Origin of the sequence: Pseudonocardia sp. N23, from assembly GCF_002583555.1 — a bacterium.
Lineage (GTDB): Bacteria > Actinomycetota > Actinomycetes > Mycobacteriales > Pseudonocardiaceae > Pseudonocardia.
The window spans coordinates 53089-69997 of sequence record NZ_BEGX01000115.1 but is presented as its reverse complement, the minus strand read 5'-3'; the positions used below and the strand labels follow the sequence as shown (position 1 = coordinate 69997).

Annotated in this window: 12 protein-coding genes and 1 pseudogene; 4 read left to right on the top strand and 9 right to left on the bottom strand. The window is 72.5% G+C overall.

Annotated elements, in window-relative coordinates; all coding sequences use genetic code 11:
* Nucleotides 1-786 (bottom strand): annotated as a pseudogene (locus TOK_RS27600) (hypothetical protein); the annotation flags it as partial.
* A 148-nt stretch (nucleotides 787-934) separates the two neighbouring features.
* On the opposite strand from TOK_RS27600, the gene TOK_RS27595 reads away from it, so the two are divergent.
* Complete coding sequence (locus tag TOK_RS27595) at nucleotides 935-2140, top strand: tyrosine-type recombinase/integrase (RefSeq protein WP_098960926.1); 1206 nt, start codon at nucleotides 935-937, stop codon at nucleotides 2138-2140.
* Nucleotides 2141-2286: 146 nt separating this feature from the next.
* Here the strand turns inward: TOK_RS27595 and TOK_RS27590 are convergent, their stop codons facing one another.
* The 7 genes from TOK_RS27590 to TOK_RS27560 all read right to left on the bottom strand — a co-directional run bounded on the left by TOK_RS27590 (nucleotide 2287) and on the right by TOK_RS27560 (nucleotide 9326).
* On the bottom strand, nucleotides 2287-3327 hold the full coding sequence (locus TOK_RS27590; protein WP_098960925.1) for a ferrochelatase: 1041 nt from the start codon (nucleotides 3325-3327) through the stop codon (nucleotides 2287-2289).
* A 7-nt stretch (nucleotides 3328-3334) separates the two neighbouring features.
* Nucleotides 3335-4111, bottom strand: a complete 777-nt coding sequence (fabI, locus tag TOK_RS27585) for an enoyl-ACP reductase FabI (protein ID WP_098960924.1) — start codon at nucleotides 4109-4111, stop codon at nucleotides 3335-3337.
* A gap of 33 nt (nucleotides 4112-4144) precedes the next feature.
* Nucleotides 4145-4855 carry a 3-oxoacyl-ACP reductase FabG gene (gene fabG / locus TOK_RS27580; protein WP_098960923.1) on the bottom strand — a complete coding sequence of 237 codons (711 nt, stop codon included), beginning with the start codon at nucleotides 4853-4855 and terminating at the stop codon, nucleotides 4145-4147.
* 44 nt (nucleotides 4856-4899) lie between these two features.
* Entirely contained in the window at nucleotides 4900-5883 is a 984-nt protein-coding gene (locus TOK_RS27575; RefSeq protein ID WP_098960922.1) for a VWA domain-containing protein, read from the bottom strand.
* On the bottom strand, nucleotides 5880-6830 hold the full coding sequence (locus tag TOK_RS27570; protein WP_098960937.1) for a DUF58 domain-containing protein: 951 nt from the start codon (nucleotides 6828-6830) through the stop codon (nucleotides 5880-5882). The genes TOK_RS27575 and TOK_RS27570 overlap by 4 nt, the downstream gene beginning before the upstream one ends.
* Before the next feature lie 41 nt (nucleotides 6831-6871).
* Complete coding sequence (locus tag TOK_RS27565; protein WP_098960936.1) at nucleotides 6872-7912, bottom strand: MoxR family ATPase; 1041 nt, start codon at nucleotides 7910-7912, stop codon at nucleotides 6872-6874.
* 91 nt (nucleotides 7913-8003) lie between these two features.
* Nucleotides 8004-9326, bottom strand: coding sequence for an NlpC/P60 family protein (locus TOK_RS27560; RefSeq protein WP_098960921.1), 1323 nt, complete (start codon nucleotides 9324-9326; stop codon nucleotides 8004-8006).
* Between the two features lie 279 nt (nucleotides 9327-9605).
* Between TOK_RS27560 and TOK_RS27555 the strand changes: the two genes are divergently transcribed.
* Together TOK_RS27555 and TOK_RS27550 are read left to right on the top strand one after the other, a co-directional pair.
* Nucleotides 9606-11168 carry a flagellar basal body protein FliL gene (locus TOK_RS27555; RefSeq protein WP_098960920.1) on the top strand — a complete coding sequence of 521 codons (1563 nt, stop codon included), beginning with the start codon at nucleotides 9606-9608 and terminating at the stop codon, nucleotides 11166-11168.
* Nucleotides 11169-11386: 218 nt separating this feature from the next.
* Nucleotides 11387-14188, top strand: coding sequence for an aconitate hydratase (locus tag TOK_RS27550; RefSeq protein ID WP_172457815.1), 2802 nt, complete (start codon nucleotides 11387-11389; stop codon nucleotides 14186-14188).
* 214 nt (nucleotides 14189-14402) lie between these two features.
* On the opposite strand, the gene TOK_RS34495 is transcribed toward TOK_RS27550, so the two are convergent.
* Complete coding sequence (locus tag TOK_RS34495; RefSeq protein WP_098960918.1) at nucleotides 14403-15362, bottom strand: helix-turn-helix transcriptional regulator; 960 nt, start codon at nucleotides 15360-15362, stop codon at nucleotides 14403-14405.
* 103 nt (nucleotides 15363-15465) lie between these two features.
* Between TOK_RS34495 and TOK_RS27540 the strand changes: the two genes are divergently transcribed.
* Nucleotides 15466-16899 carry an amidase gene (locus tag TOK_RS27540; RefSeq protein ID WP_098960917.1) on the top strand — a complete coding sequence of 478 codons (1434 nt, stop codon included), beginning with the start codon at nucleotides 15466-15468 and terminating at the stop codon, nucleotides 16897-16899.
* The last annotated feature ends 10 nt before the right edge of the window (nucleotides 16900-16909 follow it).

Genomic DNA, 16909 nt, shown 5'->3' with positions numbered 1-16909 from the left:
GGCGGCGGCGCGGGCGCCCGCCGCGTCCGCGGTCGCCGCAGCCGTGGCCGCCCGTGACGCGTCCACCTCGTCGCGCGCCGCGGCTGCCGCGGTCAATGCCTCCTCGGCGCGGGCGCGGGCGGCGTCCCGCTCCCCCAGTGCCTCCCGCGCAGTGAGCCCCGCTTCCTGTGCCTCCCGTTGCGCCGCAACGGCCCGCGCGTCCGCGGCGGTGGCGCGTTCCTCGGCGGCGGCGCGGACTGCCGCCGACTCCTCCGCCGCCTGACGGGCCGCGCCGAGCGCTTCGGTGGCGTCGAGGGCCTGCCGGGCGGCGGCCTGGGCGCGGGCGACGGCGTCGGCGCGGTCGGCGGCCGCCTTGTCCGCGTCCTCGGCGCTGCGCCGGGCCCGGGCGACGGCCTCGTCACGCTGCTCCTCCGCCGCGAGGCGTGCCCGGTCGGCCTCCGCGACCTGCTGGTGCGCGGCGTCGACGGCGGCGACGGCGTCTCGCTGCACCTCGTCGAGACGGGCGGCGACGCCGTCGAGCATCCCCCGCAGCTCGTCGACGGGCCCGCGGAGCGCGTCGAGGTGCTCGCGCAACCGGTCGGCGTCGAGCCGGAACGCACCGGAGCCGGCGTCGAGGCCGAGGGAGGTCAGCGCGTCGCGTTCGGCGCGGGCCATCTGGGCACAGCTGCGGCCGCCGTCCCATCGGGTGTCGCGACAGAAGGAACGACGTCGCCCGCCCTGCGGTCCGGGAGGCGGCAGTTCGGCGCGGCAGCGGCTGTATCCGCATCTGACCAGCTCGTCGATCATCGTTGAACCATACTCGTTTGCAGTTACAAAACTGCCGAACCAGTTTGGTGTTTCATCGCACGAACATGACGACCAACGAAACCATCGTTTCGTTGGTGCATCGGCGCGGCATCGCGTCCGGAGGGCCGGGCGGGACGAGGATGGGCACGTGATCGACGACCCCCTGCTCGTCCTGGAAGCAGGCGCCGCACCGGCGCCGGACCGAGCCGTCGCGACCCTCGACGCGCCGCAGTGGCCCGGGGTCGCCGATCCGGACGCCCTGCGCGCACAGCTGCTCGACTGGTTCTCCCAGTACGACAACGCCGGGACCCGGCGCACCTACGCCTACGCACTGGGGCTGCCGATCGCATGGGTCGACTCCCTCGGCGGCTCCGACGGTCCGCCCGCCCGCGACGGACGAGCCACGCCGCCCGCCGCCCCACGCGGCCCCCTGCACGCCCTCGCCTGGTTCCGCTGGTGCGCCACCCGCGACCTCGACCCCCGGCGCGCGACGTCCGCGCACGTCAAGGCCTGGTTGCACGCCCTGTCCGCGGCCGGCGCGGCGCGCCGGACCCGGCAGCGGATGCTCGCCACGCTGTCCGCGCTCTACGGCCACCTCGCCGAGACCGGTGCCGTCACGGCCAACCCGGCGGCCATCGACCGTCGACGGCTGGGGCTCGTCATCAGCACCCGGGAGCCGTCGCCGACGATCCGGCTCACCGCCGGTCAGGTCGGGGCCCTCCTCGACGCGTCGGCATCACTGCCGCACGGCCCGGCCCCGGCACTGCGGACCCTCTACGCGACGCGGGCCCGCGCCGTCGTCGCCCTGCTGACCCTGGGGCTGCGGATCTCCGAGCTCACCGGCCTTGATCGTGACGATCTCATCCGCACCGGCGGTGACCAGGTGTTACGAGTGCACGGCAAAGGAGGGGTGCGGCGGGAGGTCTACGTGACCGACCTCGCGCGGCAGGCACTGTCCGATTATCTGGCCGAGCGAGACCGGGTCGGCGCAACGGCGACCCCGGCCCGGCGCGGGACGCCGCGAGCCGACACCACTCCCCTCGTCGCCACCCGCGACGGCAACCGCTGTTCGCGCGTCGACCTGTACCGGCTGCTGCGCCGCGTCGCCGCCGCGGCCGGCCCCGAGCTGGCCGACGTCGCCGACCACATCCACCCGCACGCCCTGCGCCACGCCTACGTGACGATCGCACTCGAGCAGGACGCCCGCATCCAGCACGTGCGCGCCGACGTCGGGCACGCCTCGATCACGACGACCGAGCACTACGACCGCGGGATGCGCACCCGGGACACGACAGCGGCCGACCTCGTCGCCGCGGCCATCGCCGCCGCACGACAGGCGCCCCCTCCGGCCTGACCGAGCGGGCCTCCGACACCCCCCACTGCGCCGAACTCGACACAGGACCGGTCAGGCCGACCCTGGGAGCCGGTCCGTTTGTCGAACTCGGCGGCTCCGACGCTGTTGCGCCGGCCTCGACATCAGGCCGGCTCAGGTGCCGGGGCTCAGGTGCCCGGTCTCCGGCGGGGCCGTGGGACGCAGCAGTCCACCGCGCACGGGGCACCGTTGACGGTGCACCCCGCCCGCGGGACCGTGCCCGTGCCACGCGGGGCCACACCACCGGTGTGCTCGGCCATCAGCTCGACGACCATGTCCGCGAACCGCGGGTCCGGCCCTGCGGTCGCGGCCCGCGCGAATCCCATGCCCGACCCGACCGCCAGCTCGCGCAGCTCCTCGTCGAGATCCCACACGACCTCGACGTGGTCGGACACGAAACCGATGGGCGCCATGACGATCGCCGGCACCCCCGCAGCGGCGAGGGCCTCCACCGTCGGCTCCGGTTCGGGGGTCAGCCACGGCACCTGCGGCGGCCCGGAACGCGACTGCCAGACCAGGTCGTAGTCGTCGAGACCCAGCTCGGTGGCGACGAGCCGCGCCGCTTCGGTGACCTGCCGGGAGTAGCGGTGGTTGCCCTCGGCCGGGACACCGTCGGTCTCGTCGGCCGCCACCGGGATCGAGTGCGCGGTGAACACCACCCGGGCGTGCTCACGCAGCTGCGCGGGCAGCGACTCCCGGGCAACGCGCACGGCGTCTGCGTTGGCGTCGATGAACGCGGGATGGTCGTAGAAGTGGCGCAGCTTCACCAGCTCCGGTGCGCCCTCCCCGACGGCGGCACGGGCCCGGGCGATGTCCTCGTGGTACTGGCGGCACGCCGAGTAGCCGCCGTAGGCGCTGGTGGCGAACACGAGTGCCCGCCGGACGCCGTCGCGGGTCATCTCCGCGACGGTGTCCTCGACCATCGGGTGCCAGTTGCGGTTGCCGAAGTAGACGGGCACGTCGACCCGTTTGCGGACGGCGTCGATCAGCTCGCGGTTGCGGGCGTTGATCGGGGACACCCCGCCGAACGGCGTGTAGTGCGCCTCGACCTCGTCGAGCCGTTCGGGCGGTACGTTGCGCCCGCGCACGACGTTCTCGAGGAATGGTCGCACCTCGTCGAGGCCCTCGGGGCCACCGAACGAGAGCACCAGCAGCGCGTCGACGTCCACGCGTCTATCAAACCCCGATCGCGTGGAACCCGCCGTCCGCCATCACCATCGAGCCGGTGGTGACGGGCAGCCAGTCGGACAACATGGCGCACACGGTCTTCGCGACGGGTGTCGGGTCGTTGACGTCCCAGCCCAGCGGCGCGCGGCCGTCCCAGGCGTCCTCGAAGGCCGCGAAACCGGGGATCGACTTGGCGGCCATCGTCTTCACCGGACCAGCGGCGCACAGGTTGACCCGGATCCCCTTGGGGCCCAGGTCCCGCGCGAGGTAGCGGGTGACCGACTCCAGCGTCGACTTCGCGACGCCCATCCAGTCGTAGGCGGGCCAGGCCTGACGGTTGTCGAAGTCCATCCCGACGACCGACGAGCCCGGGCCGAGCAGCGGCAGCAGCGACGTGGCCAGCGACTTGAACGAGTACGCGCTGACCTGGATCGTCGTGGCGACGTCCTCCCACGGCGCGTTCATGAACGCACCCTCGCCCAGGCACGTCGCGGGGGCGAAGCCGATGGAGTGCAGCACGCCGTCGAGGCCGGGCTCGTCACCGAGGTGCGGGCTGATGCGCTCGACCAGCGTGTCGAGCTGCGCCTGGTCGGAGACGTCGAGCTCGACGACCGGAGCGGCCTCGGGCAGCCGCTGCGCGATGCGCTCGACGAGCCGCATCCGGCCGAACCCGGTGAGGATCACCTGGGCGCCCTGTTCCTGGGCGATCTTCGCCGCGTGGAACGCCAGCGAGGCGTCGGTGATCACACCGGTGACCAGCAGGCGCTTACCGTCGAGCAGTCCCATGAGGACCCTTTCTTGGGGGAGGGAGAGGGAAGGTCAGTGGCCCATGCCGAGGCCGCCGTCGACGGGGATGACGGCCCCCGTGACGTACCCGGCCTGCTCGGAGCCCAGCCAGGTGACGGCGGAGGCGACCTCCTCGACCGCGGCGTAACGGCCCAGCGGCACCTGGGCGACGATCTCGGCGCGGCGGGCATCGGGCAGCGCACGGGTCATGTCGGTGTCGACGAACCCGGGTGCCACGACGTTGGCGGTGATGCCGCGCGAGCCCAGCTCGCGGGCGACGGAGCGGGCGAGGCCGACGAGGCCGGCCTTGGAAGCCGCGTAGTTGACCTGGCCGGCCGAGCCCAGCAGGCCGACGACGGACGAGACGAAGATCATGCGGCCGCCCTTGGCGCGCAGCATGCCGCGCGACGCCCGCTTGGCGACGCGGTAGGCGGCGGTGAGGTTGGCGTCGATGACGCGGGTGAAGGAGTCCTCGCTCATCCGCATGAGCAGCCCGTCGTCGGTGATGCCGGCGTTGGACACCAGCACCTGCACGGCGCCGTGCTTCTCCTCGACCTCGGTGAACGCCCGGTCGACGGCCTCGGCGTCGGTGACGTCGCACTGCACGGGCAGCAGGTCGTCGGGGAGGCCGTCGACTCCGCTCCGGTACGTCACCGCCACCTTGTCGCCCTGGGCGGCGAACGCTGTCGCGATCGCCAGCCCGATTCCGCGGTTTCCTCCGGTCACCAGCACGCTTCGTCCCACGACGACAGAACCTAGTGCACCGGGCCGGCGGTCCGGACCGCCCGTCAGGGCAGCCTGCGCCCCATCACGATGCCCGCTCCCAGCCCGACGACGAGCAGCAGCGCCCCGCCCATCAGCCAGGGCCGGCTGGTGTCGACGCGGCGCGTCTCGTAGCCGATCTGCTCCCCGAGCTCGGAATACACCTGCCGCAGCTCGGCTTCCGACGCCGCGGTGAAGAACTGCCCGCCCGACAGGGAGGCGATCTCCTGCATCGACGCGTCGTCGACGGCGACGCGGGTTCGGCCGCCCTCGATGTCGATCGTGCCGTACTCGGTGCCGAAGGAGATCGTCGACACAGGGATCTTCTCGGTGGCCGCCTGGCGGGCCGCGGTGAAGGAGCCGCGCGGCTCGTTCTCGCCGTCGGGGCCGGGGACGGTCTGCTTGCCGTCGCTCATCAGCACGATCCGGGCGGGCGGCGGGCCCTCCGCGCCGGACGCGGCGACGGTGCGGGAGAACGAGTCGATCGACTGGAGCGCCGCGAAGATGGCCTCACCGGTGGCGGTGGACTCCGACAGTTTCAGCCCGTCGACGGCCTGTTTGACCGCGGTCCGGTCGGTCGTCGGCGACACCAGCACCGCGGCGGTGCCCGAGAACGAGACGAGGCCGAGGTTGATGCCCGGGGTGAGCTGGTCGGCGAACGACTTCGCGGCGGCCTGTGCCGCCGCGAGCCGGTTGGGGGCGACGTCGGTGGCCTGCATCGACAGCGAGACGTCGATCACCAGGACCACGGTGGCGCGGTTGCGGGGCACCCGGGCGTCGGCCTGCGGCCCGGCGATCGCGATCACCAGCACGGCGAGCGCGAGGATCATCGCCGCGGCCGGGACGTGCCGGTACCAGCCGGGACGTTTCGGGGCGACGCTGTCGAGCAGCTCCAGGTTGGTGAACTTCACGACGTCGCGACGACGCCGGCGCAGCAGCCACACGTATCCCGCGACGAGCGCGGCGACGACGAGCAGGGCGAGCAGCCACCACGGGTACGCGAACGTCACCGGCCGCCTCCGGACCAGGTGCGCTTGCGGGCCAGCACGAAACGCACGATGTCGGCGATCCAGTCGGAGTCGGTGCGCAGGGTGAGCTGCGCCGCGCCGCACCGGCGCAGGGTGGTGGCGACCCGGTCGCGGTGCGCGCTCGCGGCGGCGGCGAACTCCCGGCGCAACAGCGGCGTCACCTGGACCTCGCGCTGACGGCCGGTCTCGGGGTCGGCGAGGACGACGGTCCCGGCGTCGGGCAGGTCGAGCTCGCTCGGGTCGAGCACCTCGACGGCGAGCAGGTCGTGGCGGGCCGACAGGCCGCGCATCGCGCGTTCCCACGTCGGCTCGCCCAGGAAGTCCGACACCACGACGGCGAGCCCGCGCCGCCGTGGCGGACGGCGCAGCTGCTCGACGGCCTCCGCCAGGTCGCCACGGGTGCCCTCGGGGGCGCGGGGCAGCTCCGCCGCACGCCGGACGAGCCCGCGGGCGTGCGCGGTCCCACTGCGGGCCGGGATGCGGACGGTCTGCTCCCCCGTCGCGACGACCGCGCCGATGCGGTTGCCGCCGCCGCGGGTCAGGTGCGCGATCGCGGCCACCGCGGCCACGGCGAGGTCGCGCTTCTCGCACGACGCGGTGCCCAGGTCGAGGCTGGGCGACAGGTCGAGCACCACCCACGTCTCCAGCTCACGGTCGGCGACGGTCTCCCGGATGTGGGCCTCGGTGGTGCGCGCGGTGACGGCCCAGTCCATGCGGCGCACGTCGTCGCCCGGCTGGTAGACCCGCGCCTCCCCCGGCTCGCTGCCGGGCCCGGGCACGAGGCCCAGGTGGTTGCCCTGCAGCAGCCCGTCGAGGCGACCCCGGACAGTCAGCTCCAGGTTGCGCAGCGCGGCCTCGAGCCGGCCGTCGCGCAACGATGGCGGCGCCGTTGCACGCCGGCGGGTACCGGCGGGGGCCTGCGGAGACACCGCGGCGACGGGCGGCGCCGCACCGGAGGCGGCGTCGCCGGTCACGTCGCTGCGCCGGCCGGGCTGTACTGCGGCCGCGCGCTGACCTGCGGCAACGGCACCGTCTGCAGCACCCGCGCCACGATGTGATCGACGGGCACCTGGTCGGCCACCGCGTCGTAGGACAGGACGAGACGGTGGCGCAGCACGTCGGGGGCGACGTCGAGCACGTCCTGCGGCAGCACGTAGTCGCGCCCCCGCAGCAGCGCCAGCGCGCGTGCGGCAGCGACGATGCCGAGTGTGGCGCGCGGGGAGGCACCGTAGGACACCCAGCCCGCGACATCGGCAAGGCCGTGCTCGGCGGGCGTCCGCGTCGCCACCACGAGCCGGACCACGTAGTCGACCAGGGCATGGTGCACGAACACCCGCGACGCGGTGCCCTGCAGCCGGACCAGCACCGCCGGGTCGATGACCTGACCGGCGACCGGCGGCTCCGAGCCCATCCGGTAGACGATCTCACGCTCCTCCTCGACGCCCGGGTAGTCGACGACGATCTTGAACAGGAAGCGGTCGCGCTGCGCCTCGGGCAGCGGATAGACCCCCTCGTTCTCGATGGGGTTCTGGGTGGCCAGCACGAGGAACGGGTCGGGCATCGGGAAGGTGCGCCCGCCGATCGACACGTGCCGCTCGGCCATGACCTCGAGCATCGCCGACTGCACCTTGGCCGGTGCGCGGTTGATCTCGTCGGCGAGCACGAAGTTGGCGACGACCGGGCCGAGCTCGACGTCGAACTCCTCGCGGCCCTGCCGGTAGATGCGGGTGCCGAGGATGTCGGCGGGCACGAGGTCGGGGGTGAACTGCAGCCGCGAGAACGAGCCGCCGACGACCTTCGCGACCGTCTCCACGGCCAGGGTCTTCGCGACGCCGGGCACGCCCTCGATGAGCAGGTGCCCCTTGGCCAGCAGCCCGACCAGCATGCGTTCGACGAGCTGGTCCTGCCCGACGATGACGCGCTTCACCTCGAACACGACACGCTCGATCAGCTCCGCGTCCTTCGCGGGCGGCGGGGGGCCGGGGTCGGGCTTCGCGAGACTCGGCGACACGTCCTGCGACGCGGGCGGACCGGGGGGCACGGACTCGGGCACGCTCACGCCGACCATCCAACCGTCTGCACCGTGTGAGGACGGTGAACCCTCAGAGCATCCTCGCGACGGTCGGCAGCAGACCCGCGTACCGCACCGGGCTCACCCTGACCCGCGCGCCCGAGTACGGCGCCTCGACCATCTTGCCGTTCCCGATGTAGAGCGCGATGTGGTAGACGCGGCCGTTGCGTGCCCAGGCCAGCATGTCGCCGGGCCTCATCTGCGACAGCGGGACCTGCCTGCCTGCCGCGTGCTGGTTTCCGCTGTAGCGCGGCAGCCGGATACCGACGCCTGCGAACGCGTAGAGCATCAGCCCGGAGCAGTCGAAACCGATCTTCTTGTAGTCGCCGTTGGCGTCGGCGACGCCGCCGTCGCGGATGCCGAGGCTCGGTCCCCGCGCGGTGCCGCCGCCCCAGGCGTAGATGACGCCGAGCTGCGACATCGCGCGGTCGATGACGGTCTGCACCGAGCCACCGGTGCGCGGCACCGACGGTGACGACGGGGGTGGGGCCGTGCCGGCGCGGGCCGCGGCGGCCTGCTGCTCGGCGCGCTGGCGGGCCGCCTCGGCCTCGGCCTGCCGGCGCTGCCAGTCGTCGAAGCGCTGGCGCTGCGCACGCAGACCCGCGTCGGAGTTCTCGGCGGCGTCGAGCTGGCGCTGTACGTCGGCCTGCTGCGCCGACACGTCCTGCAGGCGCTGGGCCTGCGCGGCGGCGGCCTGCCGGGCCTGGTCGAGCGCGGCGTCGGCAGCCTGCTTCGCCGAGGCGGCGGCCGCGGCCTGCCGATCGGCCTCCTCCTGGGCGGCACGGGCGGTCGAGTCGGCGTTGGCCTTCTCGGCGCGGGCGCGCTGCAGCGCGTCGAGGGCCGAGGTCTGCTGCTGGGTGATCGCCTCGGTCAGCTGGGCACGGTCGACGAAGTCCTCCGGCCCGCTCGACGACGTCAGCAGCCCGAGGGGTCCCAGATCGAGACCACCTTGATATGTGGAGACGATGAAGTCGTCGAGGCGGGTCCGCGCGGCGTCGATCGACGCGCCTGCGGCCTCGGTCTCCGAGCGTGCCTGTTGCGCCCGCTGCGCGGCGGCGTCGGCGGCCGACTGCGCGGAGTCGTAGCTGTCCTGGGCGGCGTTGGCCGACTCGTGCTGTTCCGCGACCTGGATCTGGAGGTCGTCGGCCTGGGCCTGGAGGTCGGCGAGCCGTCCGGTGAGCTGGGCGACCTGCGCGGACCGCCCGTTCACCGCATCGCGACTGTTCTGCAGGTCCTGGTTGCTGGGGTTCGGCGGTGGCGGCGGAGACGGCTGCGCGAACGCCGCCGGGATCCCCACGGTGACCGTCAACGCGGCGGCCAGCACCACCACGAGCACCGCGCGCCCGACCCGCACGACCCCTCCTCATCCGGCCCCCCTTGATCACCTGGGAGGCCGGGCAGACTGTGCCATTCGAGCGACGTGTTCCCAACCGTCACACGCTTCCCCGTGTGAACTTCCACCACATGGCGTAACGGATACCCTCCGTCCCGCACGGGGGAGCTAGCACCCCTGACGGGCATTCCAGACGTAGTGCTGACCCCATTCCGTGCCACAGGCGAGGCCTGGACGATTCGACGGACGATTCGGCGCGGTCGCAGCAGGCGGCCCGAGCGAGCAGGACCGAGGGGACTCATGACCGACGAGCAGGGCCGTGGAGCGATGCCCCCCGGGCAGCCGTGGCCGCAGGGTGGGCAACAGGGCTGGGGGGCCCAGCCCGGAGGTCAGCAGTGGCCGCCGCCGGCCCAGGCATGGGACCAGAACGCCTACCCCCAGCAGGGCGGACACCCGCAGCAGGGCGGCTACCCCCAGCAGGGCGGCTATCCGCAGCAGCCCCAGCAGGGCGGCTGGCAGGGCGGGCCACAGACCGCGCAGTACCCCGCGGGCGGCGGCTGGTCCGGAGCGCCGGCCCCCGCCGGCCAGTGGGGACAGGACGGCTCCGGTGGGCCTCCCCCGCCGCCCGCGTTCGGCCCCCCGGCGGGCCCGCCGCCGCAGCCGCCGAAGCGCAAGCGCTGGCCGATCATCACCGCCCTGATCGCGGTCATCGTCGTCGCCGCAGGCGTCCTGATCGGGTTCACCGTCTTCGGCAACCGTGGCGCAGGCACCCCGAACGACGCAGTCACCCTGCTCGCGCAGGACCTCAGCACCGACGACTACCTCGGTGCGATGAAGACGCTCCACCCCGCCGAGCTGTCGCTGGCCACCGACATGAACCAGGTCCTGGGCGACCAGCTCAAGCGGCTGGAGATCCTCAAGCCCGACGCCGACACGACCTCGTCGCTCGGGACCGTCGAGTTCAAGGACCTCACGTTCGACGAGGGCGCCCAGGAGAAGGTGCGCGACAACGTCGTCATCAACAAGCTGGTCTCGGGCACGATCACGCTGAACCAGGATCCGGCCAAGATCCCGTTCACCGACGACTTCAAGAACCGCGTCTTCAAGAACGGCGTCCCCGGCGCGGAGACCAACACGATCGACATCGCCGAGGAGGTCCGCAAGAACGGCGAGCCGATCCGCATCGCGACCGTCCAGGTCGACGGCAAGTGGTACGTCAGCCTCTTCTACACCGTCGCCGACTACGCGCTGCACGAGGAGAAGAAGGCCTGGCCGGCGACGTCGATCGAGGCCCGCGGCGGTTCGAGCGCGGAGGACGCGCTCAAGCAGACCGTCCAGGCGCTCATGGACCAGAACGCCCGTCGTCTCGTCGAGCTGGCCCCGCCGACCGAGCTCGCCGTCGTCCATGACGCGGGCCAGGCGATCATCGACGCCGCGGGTCGCAGCACCCCGTCCGGGCTGCAGGTGCAGTCGCTGGAGACCGAGTCGAGCACCGTGCGCGGCATGACGGCCCTGCAGCTCAAGAAGCTGGTCATCACCGAGGGCGGCGGCCAGCAGATCACCGTGACCCGGACGAACGACTGCCTCGCCGTCGAGGTGCAGGGCTCGTCGCAGCAGTTCTGCAGCACCGACCTGGTTCGCCAGCTCGGTCTCGGCTCGACGACGTCGAGCCTGCCCGCCTCGGTGCAGCGTGTGCTGCCCAAGCTGGTGTCGGCCGTGCTCAACGTGAAGGTGCTCACGGTCGAGGAGGGCGGTTCCTGGTACGTCAGCCCGTCGCAGACCCTGATCCAGGCCTACGGCGACATCCTCGGGGTGCTGGAGCCCCAGGACGTCAAGGACCTCATGGCACTCGCCGGCAACTGAGCCGGTGGGCCACCGCCCCGACGAGGGACGGCCGCTCCTGCCGACGGCGGGGCACGGGTGCACACTGCCCGTGCCCCGCCGTCGTGTGTCGGGGGTGGCCCCGCTCGACCTCTATGTAGGACGGGCGTACTGTTTACAGGTAGACGGGTCCGCCGACCACCACGAACGGGCCCGACACGCGCCGAACCGCGCCCACCACGCCAGGAGGTAGTGCCATCGTGGCCAGCACCGACAGCTTCGGAGCCAAGGGGACACTCGACGTCGGCGGCGACGAGTACGAGATCTTCCGGCTCTCCGCCGTCGACGGCGCCGACAAGCTCCCGTACAGCCTCAAGGTCCTGCTCGAGAACCTGCTCCGCACCGAGGACGGCGCCAACGTCACCGCCGACCACATCCGGGCACTGGCGAGCTGGGACCCGAAGGCCGAGCCCGACACCGAGATCCAGTTCACCCCCGCCCGGGTGATCATGCAGGACTTCACCGGCGTCCCCTGCGTCGTCGACCTCGCCACCATGCGTGAGGCCGTCACGGAGATGGGCGGCGACCCCGCCAAGGTCAACCCCCTCGCGCCCGCCGAGCTCGTCATCGACCACTCGGTGATGATCGACTTCTTCGGCACCTCGGACGCGTTCGAGAAGAACATCGAGTTCGAGTACGGCCGCAACAAGGAGCGCTACCAGTTCCTGCGCTGGGGCCAGGGCGCCTTCGACGAGTTCAAGGTCGTCCCGCCCGGCACCGGCATCGTGCACCAGGTCAACATCGAGCACCTCGCGCGCACCGTGATGGCCCGGGGCGGCCAGGCCTACCCCGACACCCTCGTCGGCACCGACTCCCACACCACGATGGTCAACGGCCTCGGCGTGCTGGGCTGGGGCGTCGGCGGCATCGAGGCCGAGGCGGCCATGCTCGGCCAGCCCGTCTCGATGCTGATCCCGCAGGTCCTGGGCTTCAAGCTCACCGGCGAGATCCCCACCGGCGTCACCGCCACCGACGTCGTCCTCACGATCACCGAGATGCTGCGCAAGCGGGGCGTCGTCGGCAAGTTCGTCGAGTTCTACGGCGCCGGGGTCACCGCCGTCCCGCTGGCCAACCGCGCCACCATCGGCAACATGAGCCCCGAGTTCGGCTCCACCGCCGCGATCTTCCCGATCGACGACGAGACGATCCGCTACCTCACCCTCACCGGACGCTCCGCCGAGCAGATCGCCCTGGTGGAGGCGTACGCCAAGGAGCAGGGGCTCTGGCTCGACCCGGCCGCCGAGCCGACGTTCTCCGACACCATGGAGCTCGACCTGTCGACGGTCGTCCCGTCGATCTCCGGCCCGAAGCGCCCGCAGGACCGCATCGCGCTGACCGCGGCGAAGACCGCCTTCCGGGCATCCGTGCAGGACTACACCACCGACGCCGTCGCCGAGCAGCTCTCGGGCGTCGACGAGTCGTCCGACGAGTCCTTCCCCGCCAGCGACGCCCCGGCGACGTCCCCCTCCGGCCACGAGGCGGCCCCGGTCGTCTTCTCGGCCGCCCAGGGCTGCGAGGGACGTCCGTCGAAGCCGACTCCGGTCACCGGCTCGCGGGGTGACTTCGTCCTCGACCACGGCGCCGTCGTCATCGCGTCGATCACCTCGTGCACCAACACCTCGAACCCGTCGGTCATGCTCGGCGCCGCCCTGCTGGCCAAGAAGGCCGTCGAGAAGGGCCTCACGGTCAAGCCGTGGGTCAAGACCTCGATGGCGCCCGGCTCGCAGGTCGTCACCGACTACTACGAGAAGGCCGGACTCTGGCCCTACCTCGACAAGCTGGGCTACAACCTCGTCGGCTACGGCTGCACGACCTGCATCGGCAACTCGGGCCCGCTGCCCGAGGAGATCTCCGCCGCGGTCAACGAGGCCGACCTCAGCGTCGTCTCGGTGCTGTCGGGCAACCGGAACTTCGAGGGCCGGATCAACCCCGACATCAAGATGAACTACCTCGCGTCCCCTCCCCTGGTCGTCGCGTACGCGCTGGCCGGGACGATGGACTTCGACTTCGAGACCCAGCCGCTCGGCCAGGACACCGACGGCGCCGACGTCTTCCTGCGCGACATCTGGCCGTCGACGGAGGAGATCAACGCCGTCATGGACGGCGCCATCGACGAGAAGATGTTCACCAAGAGCTACGCCGACGTGTTCCGCGGCGACGACCGCTGGCGCTCGCTGTCCACGCCGGAGGGCCGCACCTTCGATTGGGACCCGACGTCGACCTACGTGCGCAGGCCCCCGTACTTCGAGGGCATGCAGCCGGAGCCGTCCCCGGTGACCGACATCGCGGGTGCCCGCGTGCTCGCCCTCCTCGGGGACTCGGTCACCACCGACCACATCTCCCCTGCCGGCTCGATCAAGCCGGGCACCCCGGCCGCGGTCTACCTTGACGAGAACGGCGTCGGCAAGAAGGACTACAACTCCTTCGGCTCCCGGCGCGGCAACCACGAGGTGATGATCCGCGGCACGTTCGCGAACATCCGCCTCAAGAACCAGCTCCTCGACGACGTCTCCGGTGGCTACACCCGCGACTTCACCCAGGACGACGCGCCGCAGGCGTTCATCTACGACGCCGCGCAGAACTATGCGGCCGCGGGTACTCCCCTGGTCGTCCTGGGCGGCAAGGAGTACGGCTCCGGGTCGTCGCGCGACTGGGCGGCCAAGGGCACCGCGCTGCTCGGCGTGAAGGCCGTGATCGTCGAGTCGTTCGAGCGCATCCACCGCTCGAACCTGATCGGCATGGGCGTCGTCCCGCTGCAGTTCCCCGCGGGCGAGTCGGCGTCCTCGCTCGGGCTCGACGGCACGGAGACCTTCGACATCGTCGGCATCGAGGAGCTCAACTCCGGCGCCACCCCGCGGACGGTCCACGTGACCGCGACCCGGTCCTCCGGCGAGAAGGTGGAGTTCGACGCGGTCGTCCGCATCGACACCCCCGGCGAGGCGGACTACTACCGCAACGGCGGCATCCTCCAGTACGTGCTGCGCGGCATGCTCCGCGGCTGACCTCCCGCACACCCCGAGGGGCCCCGACGCGACCGGCGTCGGGGCCCCTCGTCGTAGGCCGTTCTTGTCCGGCGCTGTGGGTCGACCACAGCAAGATCGACTTCGGCGTGTCATTGATAGGTTGACAACAGAAGGGATCGTGCGCCGTCGCCGCCGGGCGCCCACCGTCATCAGCGCGGAGCAGGTCGGGCCCGGCCGGGTGTGTCGCTGCGCCCTACGACGGTCCGGGACCCCACCGCAGACCCCACGTCGCTGCCCGGGCCGCGGCCTCGGCACGGGTGCGGCAGCCGGTCTTCGCCAGGACGTGCTCGACGTGGGTACCCACCGTGCGCACCCCGACCCCCAGCGCGGCGGCGATCTCGGCGTTGCTCCCTCCCCCTGCCATCGCGGAGAGGACCTGCAGCTCACGCATCGTCAGGCCGGCAGGCGGTGGCACCTCCCGATGGAGGACGACGACGCCCTCACGCGTGGGATATGCGTCGATCGCGTGGACCGTGCCGCTGTGCGCCAGCAACCGGCGGACCGGCCCGCGAAGCCGCCCGAGCTCGGCGAGCAGCGCCGACGGTGGCGCGAGCAGCTCGGGACGCGGACGCGCCGACAGCGGCATCACCCGCCTTCCCGGCCCGACGATCATGCCCTCGGTGAGCCCGTCACCCAGCCGCGCGGTGAGCGGCTCGGGCAGCGGTACCGGATCCAGTGCGGCGCCGAGCTCGGGGCCCAGCAGGGCGAGCAGCGCGACGGTGTCGTCGTCGGGATGACGGGCGTCGAGCGTGCTTGCGTTGAGCATGCCGACGTAGCGGCCGTCGGCCGCGAACAGGCACTGCGTCACGCCGTCACGGAACCCGTTGGGCAGGATGACCAGCTCGAAGATGTCACCGCGACGGCGCTGCACCGGCAGGTCGCGGACCCTCGTCGGCGTGCCGGTCCTCCTGACCAGCCCGAACAGCGGGTCGGAGTGCATGTCCTCGTCGAGGAAGCCGGTCAGCACCGACGGGTAGGACGACGCGAGCGCACGGTGGCGGCCCAGCGCCGGATCCCACACCGACAGAGCCAGGCAGTCCGACGGCACGATCTCCCGGAGCCCCTCGGCGACGGCGAGCGCCGACCCGACGGTCCGGCTGCCGTTGCGCCGCAGGAACGACCTGAGGTCCTGGGCCGCAGCCAGCGCGGTCATGGCCGACGACGCTACCCCTCGAACCGCATCCGTCAATCGACCGATCTCCGCCGCCGGTGCCGCGCCTAGCTTTCGCCCCCGCAGACACCGACGGAGGACAGCAATGGAGCTCAGCGAGTACACCGACCTCGACGCGACCGGTCTCGCAGACCTGATCCGCAGCGGGGAACTGCACCCCGACGAGGTGACCCGGGCCGCCGTCGCCGCGCTCCACGCCGTGCAACCGGAGCTCAACGGGCTCGTCGACGGCCCCTTCGACCGACCGCTCGACCACGCCGCCGACGGCCCGTTCGCCGGGGTGCCCTTCGCGATCAAGGACCTCATCATCCACGCCGCCGGGGTGCCGACCCGCTCGGGCAGCCGCCTGCTCGGCCCCGGTGTGGCGATGCCGCAGGACACGCACCTGATGGCGCGGTTCCGTCGCGCCGGCTTCGCGACCCTCGGCCTCACCGCAACCCCCGAGCTCGGCTTCAACGCCAACACGGAGGCCCTCGCGACAGGTTCGGTCCGCAACCCCTGGGACCTCGACCGCAGCCCGGGTGGGTCGAGCGGCGGTTCGGCCGCTCTCGTCGCGGCCCGCGCGCTGCCGGTCGCCCACGGCAACGACGGCGGCGGCTCCATCCGGATTCCCGCGGCGGCGTGCGGGCTCGTCGGGCTCAAGCCCAGCCAGGGCCGGGTCTCCCCCGGCCCGGACCACTCCGACCCGCTGCGCGGCCTCGGGATCGAGTTCGCGCTCACCCGGACCGTGCGCGACTGCGCAGGCCTCCTCGACGCCGTCCACGGCCACGAGCCCGGCGACCGCTACCGCCTGCCCGACCCCGTGCGCCCGTATGCCGCCGAGGTCGGTGCCGGCAGCAGGCCATTGCGGATCGCCCTGCACACCGAGCCGTTCTCCGGGCACGGCCCGGTGGACCGCCGTTGCATCGCCGCGGCCGGGTCCGTCGCCACGACACTCGAGGGACTGGGCCACCACGTCGAGCGGGCGGCACCCGAGATCGACGCCGTCGCCTTCGACGACGCCAACCTCGTCGCCTGGTGCTCCTTCCTCGCCGACGGCATCGACTCCATGTGCGCGGCGCTCGGGTTCGAGGCGGGCCCCGACAGCCTGGAGGCGACCGTCCGGGTGTGCGCCGAGCTGGGCCGGACCATGCGGGCTGCCGACATCTACGCCGCCGAGCGGGTGTTCAACACGACCCGGCGGGCGGTCGCAGCCTTCCACCAGACCTACGACCTCGTCCTCACCCCGACGATGAACGTGCCCAACACCGCCGCCGGACACCTCGACGCCGACGACGACTCCCTCGACGCCCGCGGGTGGTACGACCACATCTTCAGCACCGCCGGGTTCACGGCGCTGTCGAACGCGACCGGCAACCCCGCCATCAGCCTGCCACTGGGCAGCACCGAGGAGGGGTGGCCGATCGGCGTCCAGCTCATCGCCCCCTACGCCGACGAGTCCACCCTCGTCGCGATCGCCGGAGACCTCGAGCGGGCCCTCCCCTGGGCCGACCGCCGGCCCCCGGTCGTGGCGGGCTGACCCGGCGCGT

What these genes read in the sequence shown, in the direction of transcription:
- fabI (WP_098960924.1), bottom strand. Translation starts at nt 4,111, where the DNA reads ATGGGACTGCTCGACGGTAAGCGCCTGCTGGTCACCGGTGTGATCACC.
- TOK_RS27555 (WP_098960920.1), top strand. Translation starts at nt 9,606, where the DNA reads ATGACCGACGAGCAGGGCCGTGGAGCGATGCCCCCCGGGCAGCCGTGG.
- TOK_RS34495 (WP_098960918.1), bottom strand. Translation starts at nt 15,362, where the DNA reads ATGACCGCGCTGGCTGCGGCCCAGGACCTCAGGTCGTTCCTGCGGCGC.
- TOK_RS27540 (WP_098960917.1), top strand. Translation starts at nt 15,466, where the DNA reads ATGGAGCTCAGCGAGTACACCGACCTCGACGCGACCGGTCTCGCAGAC.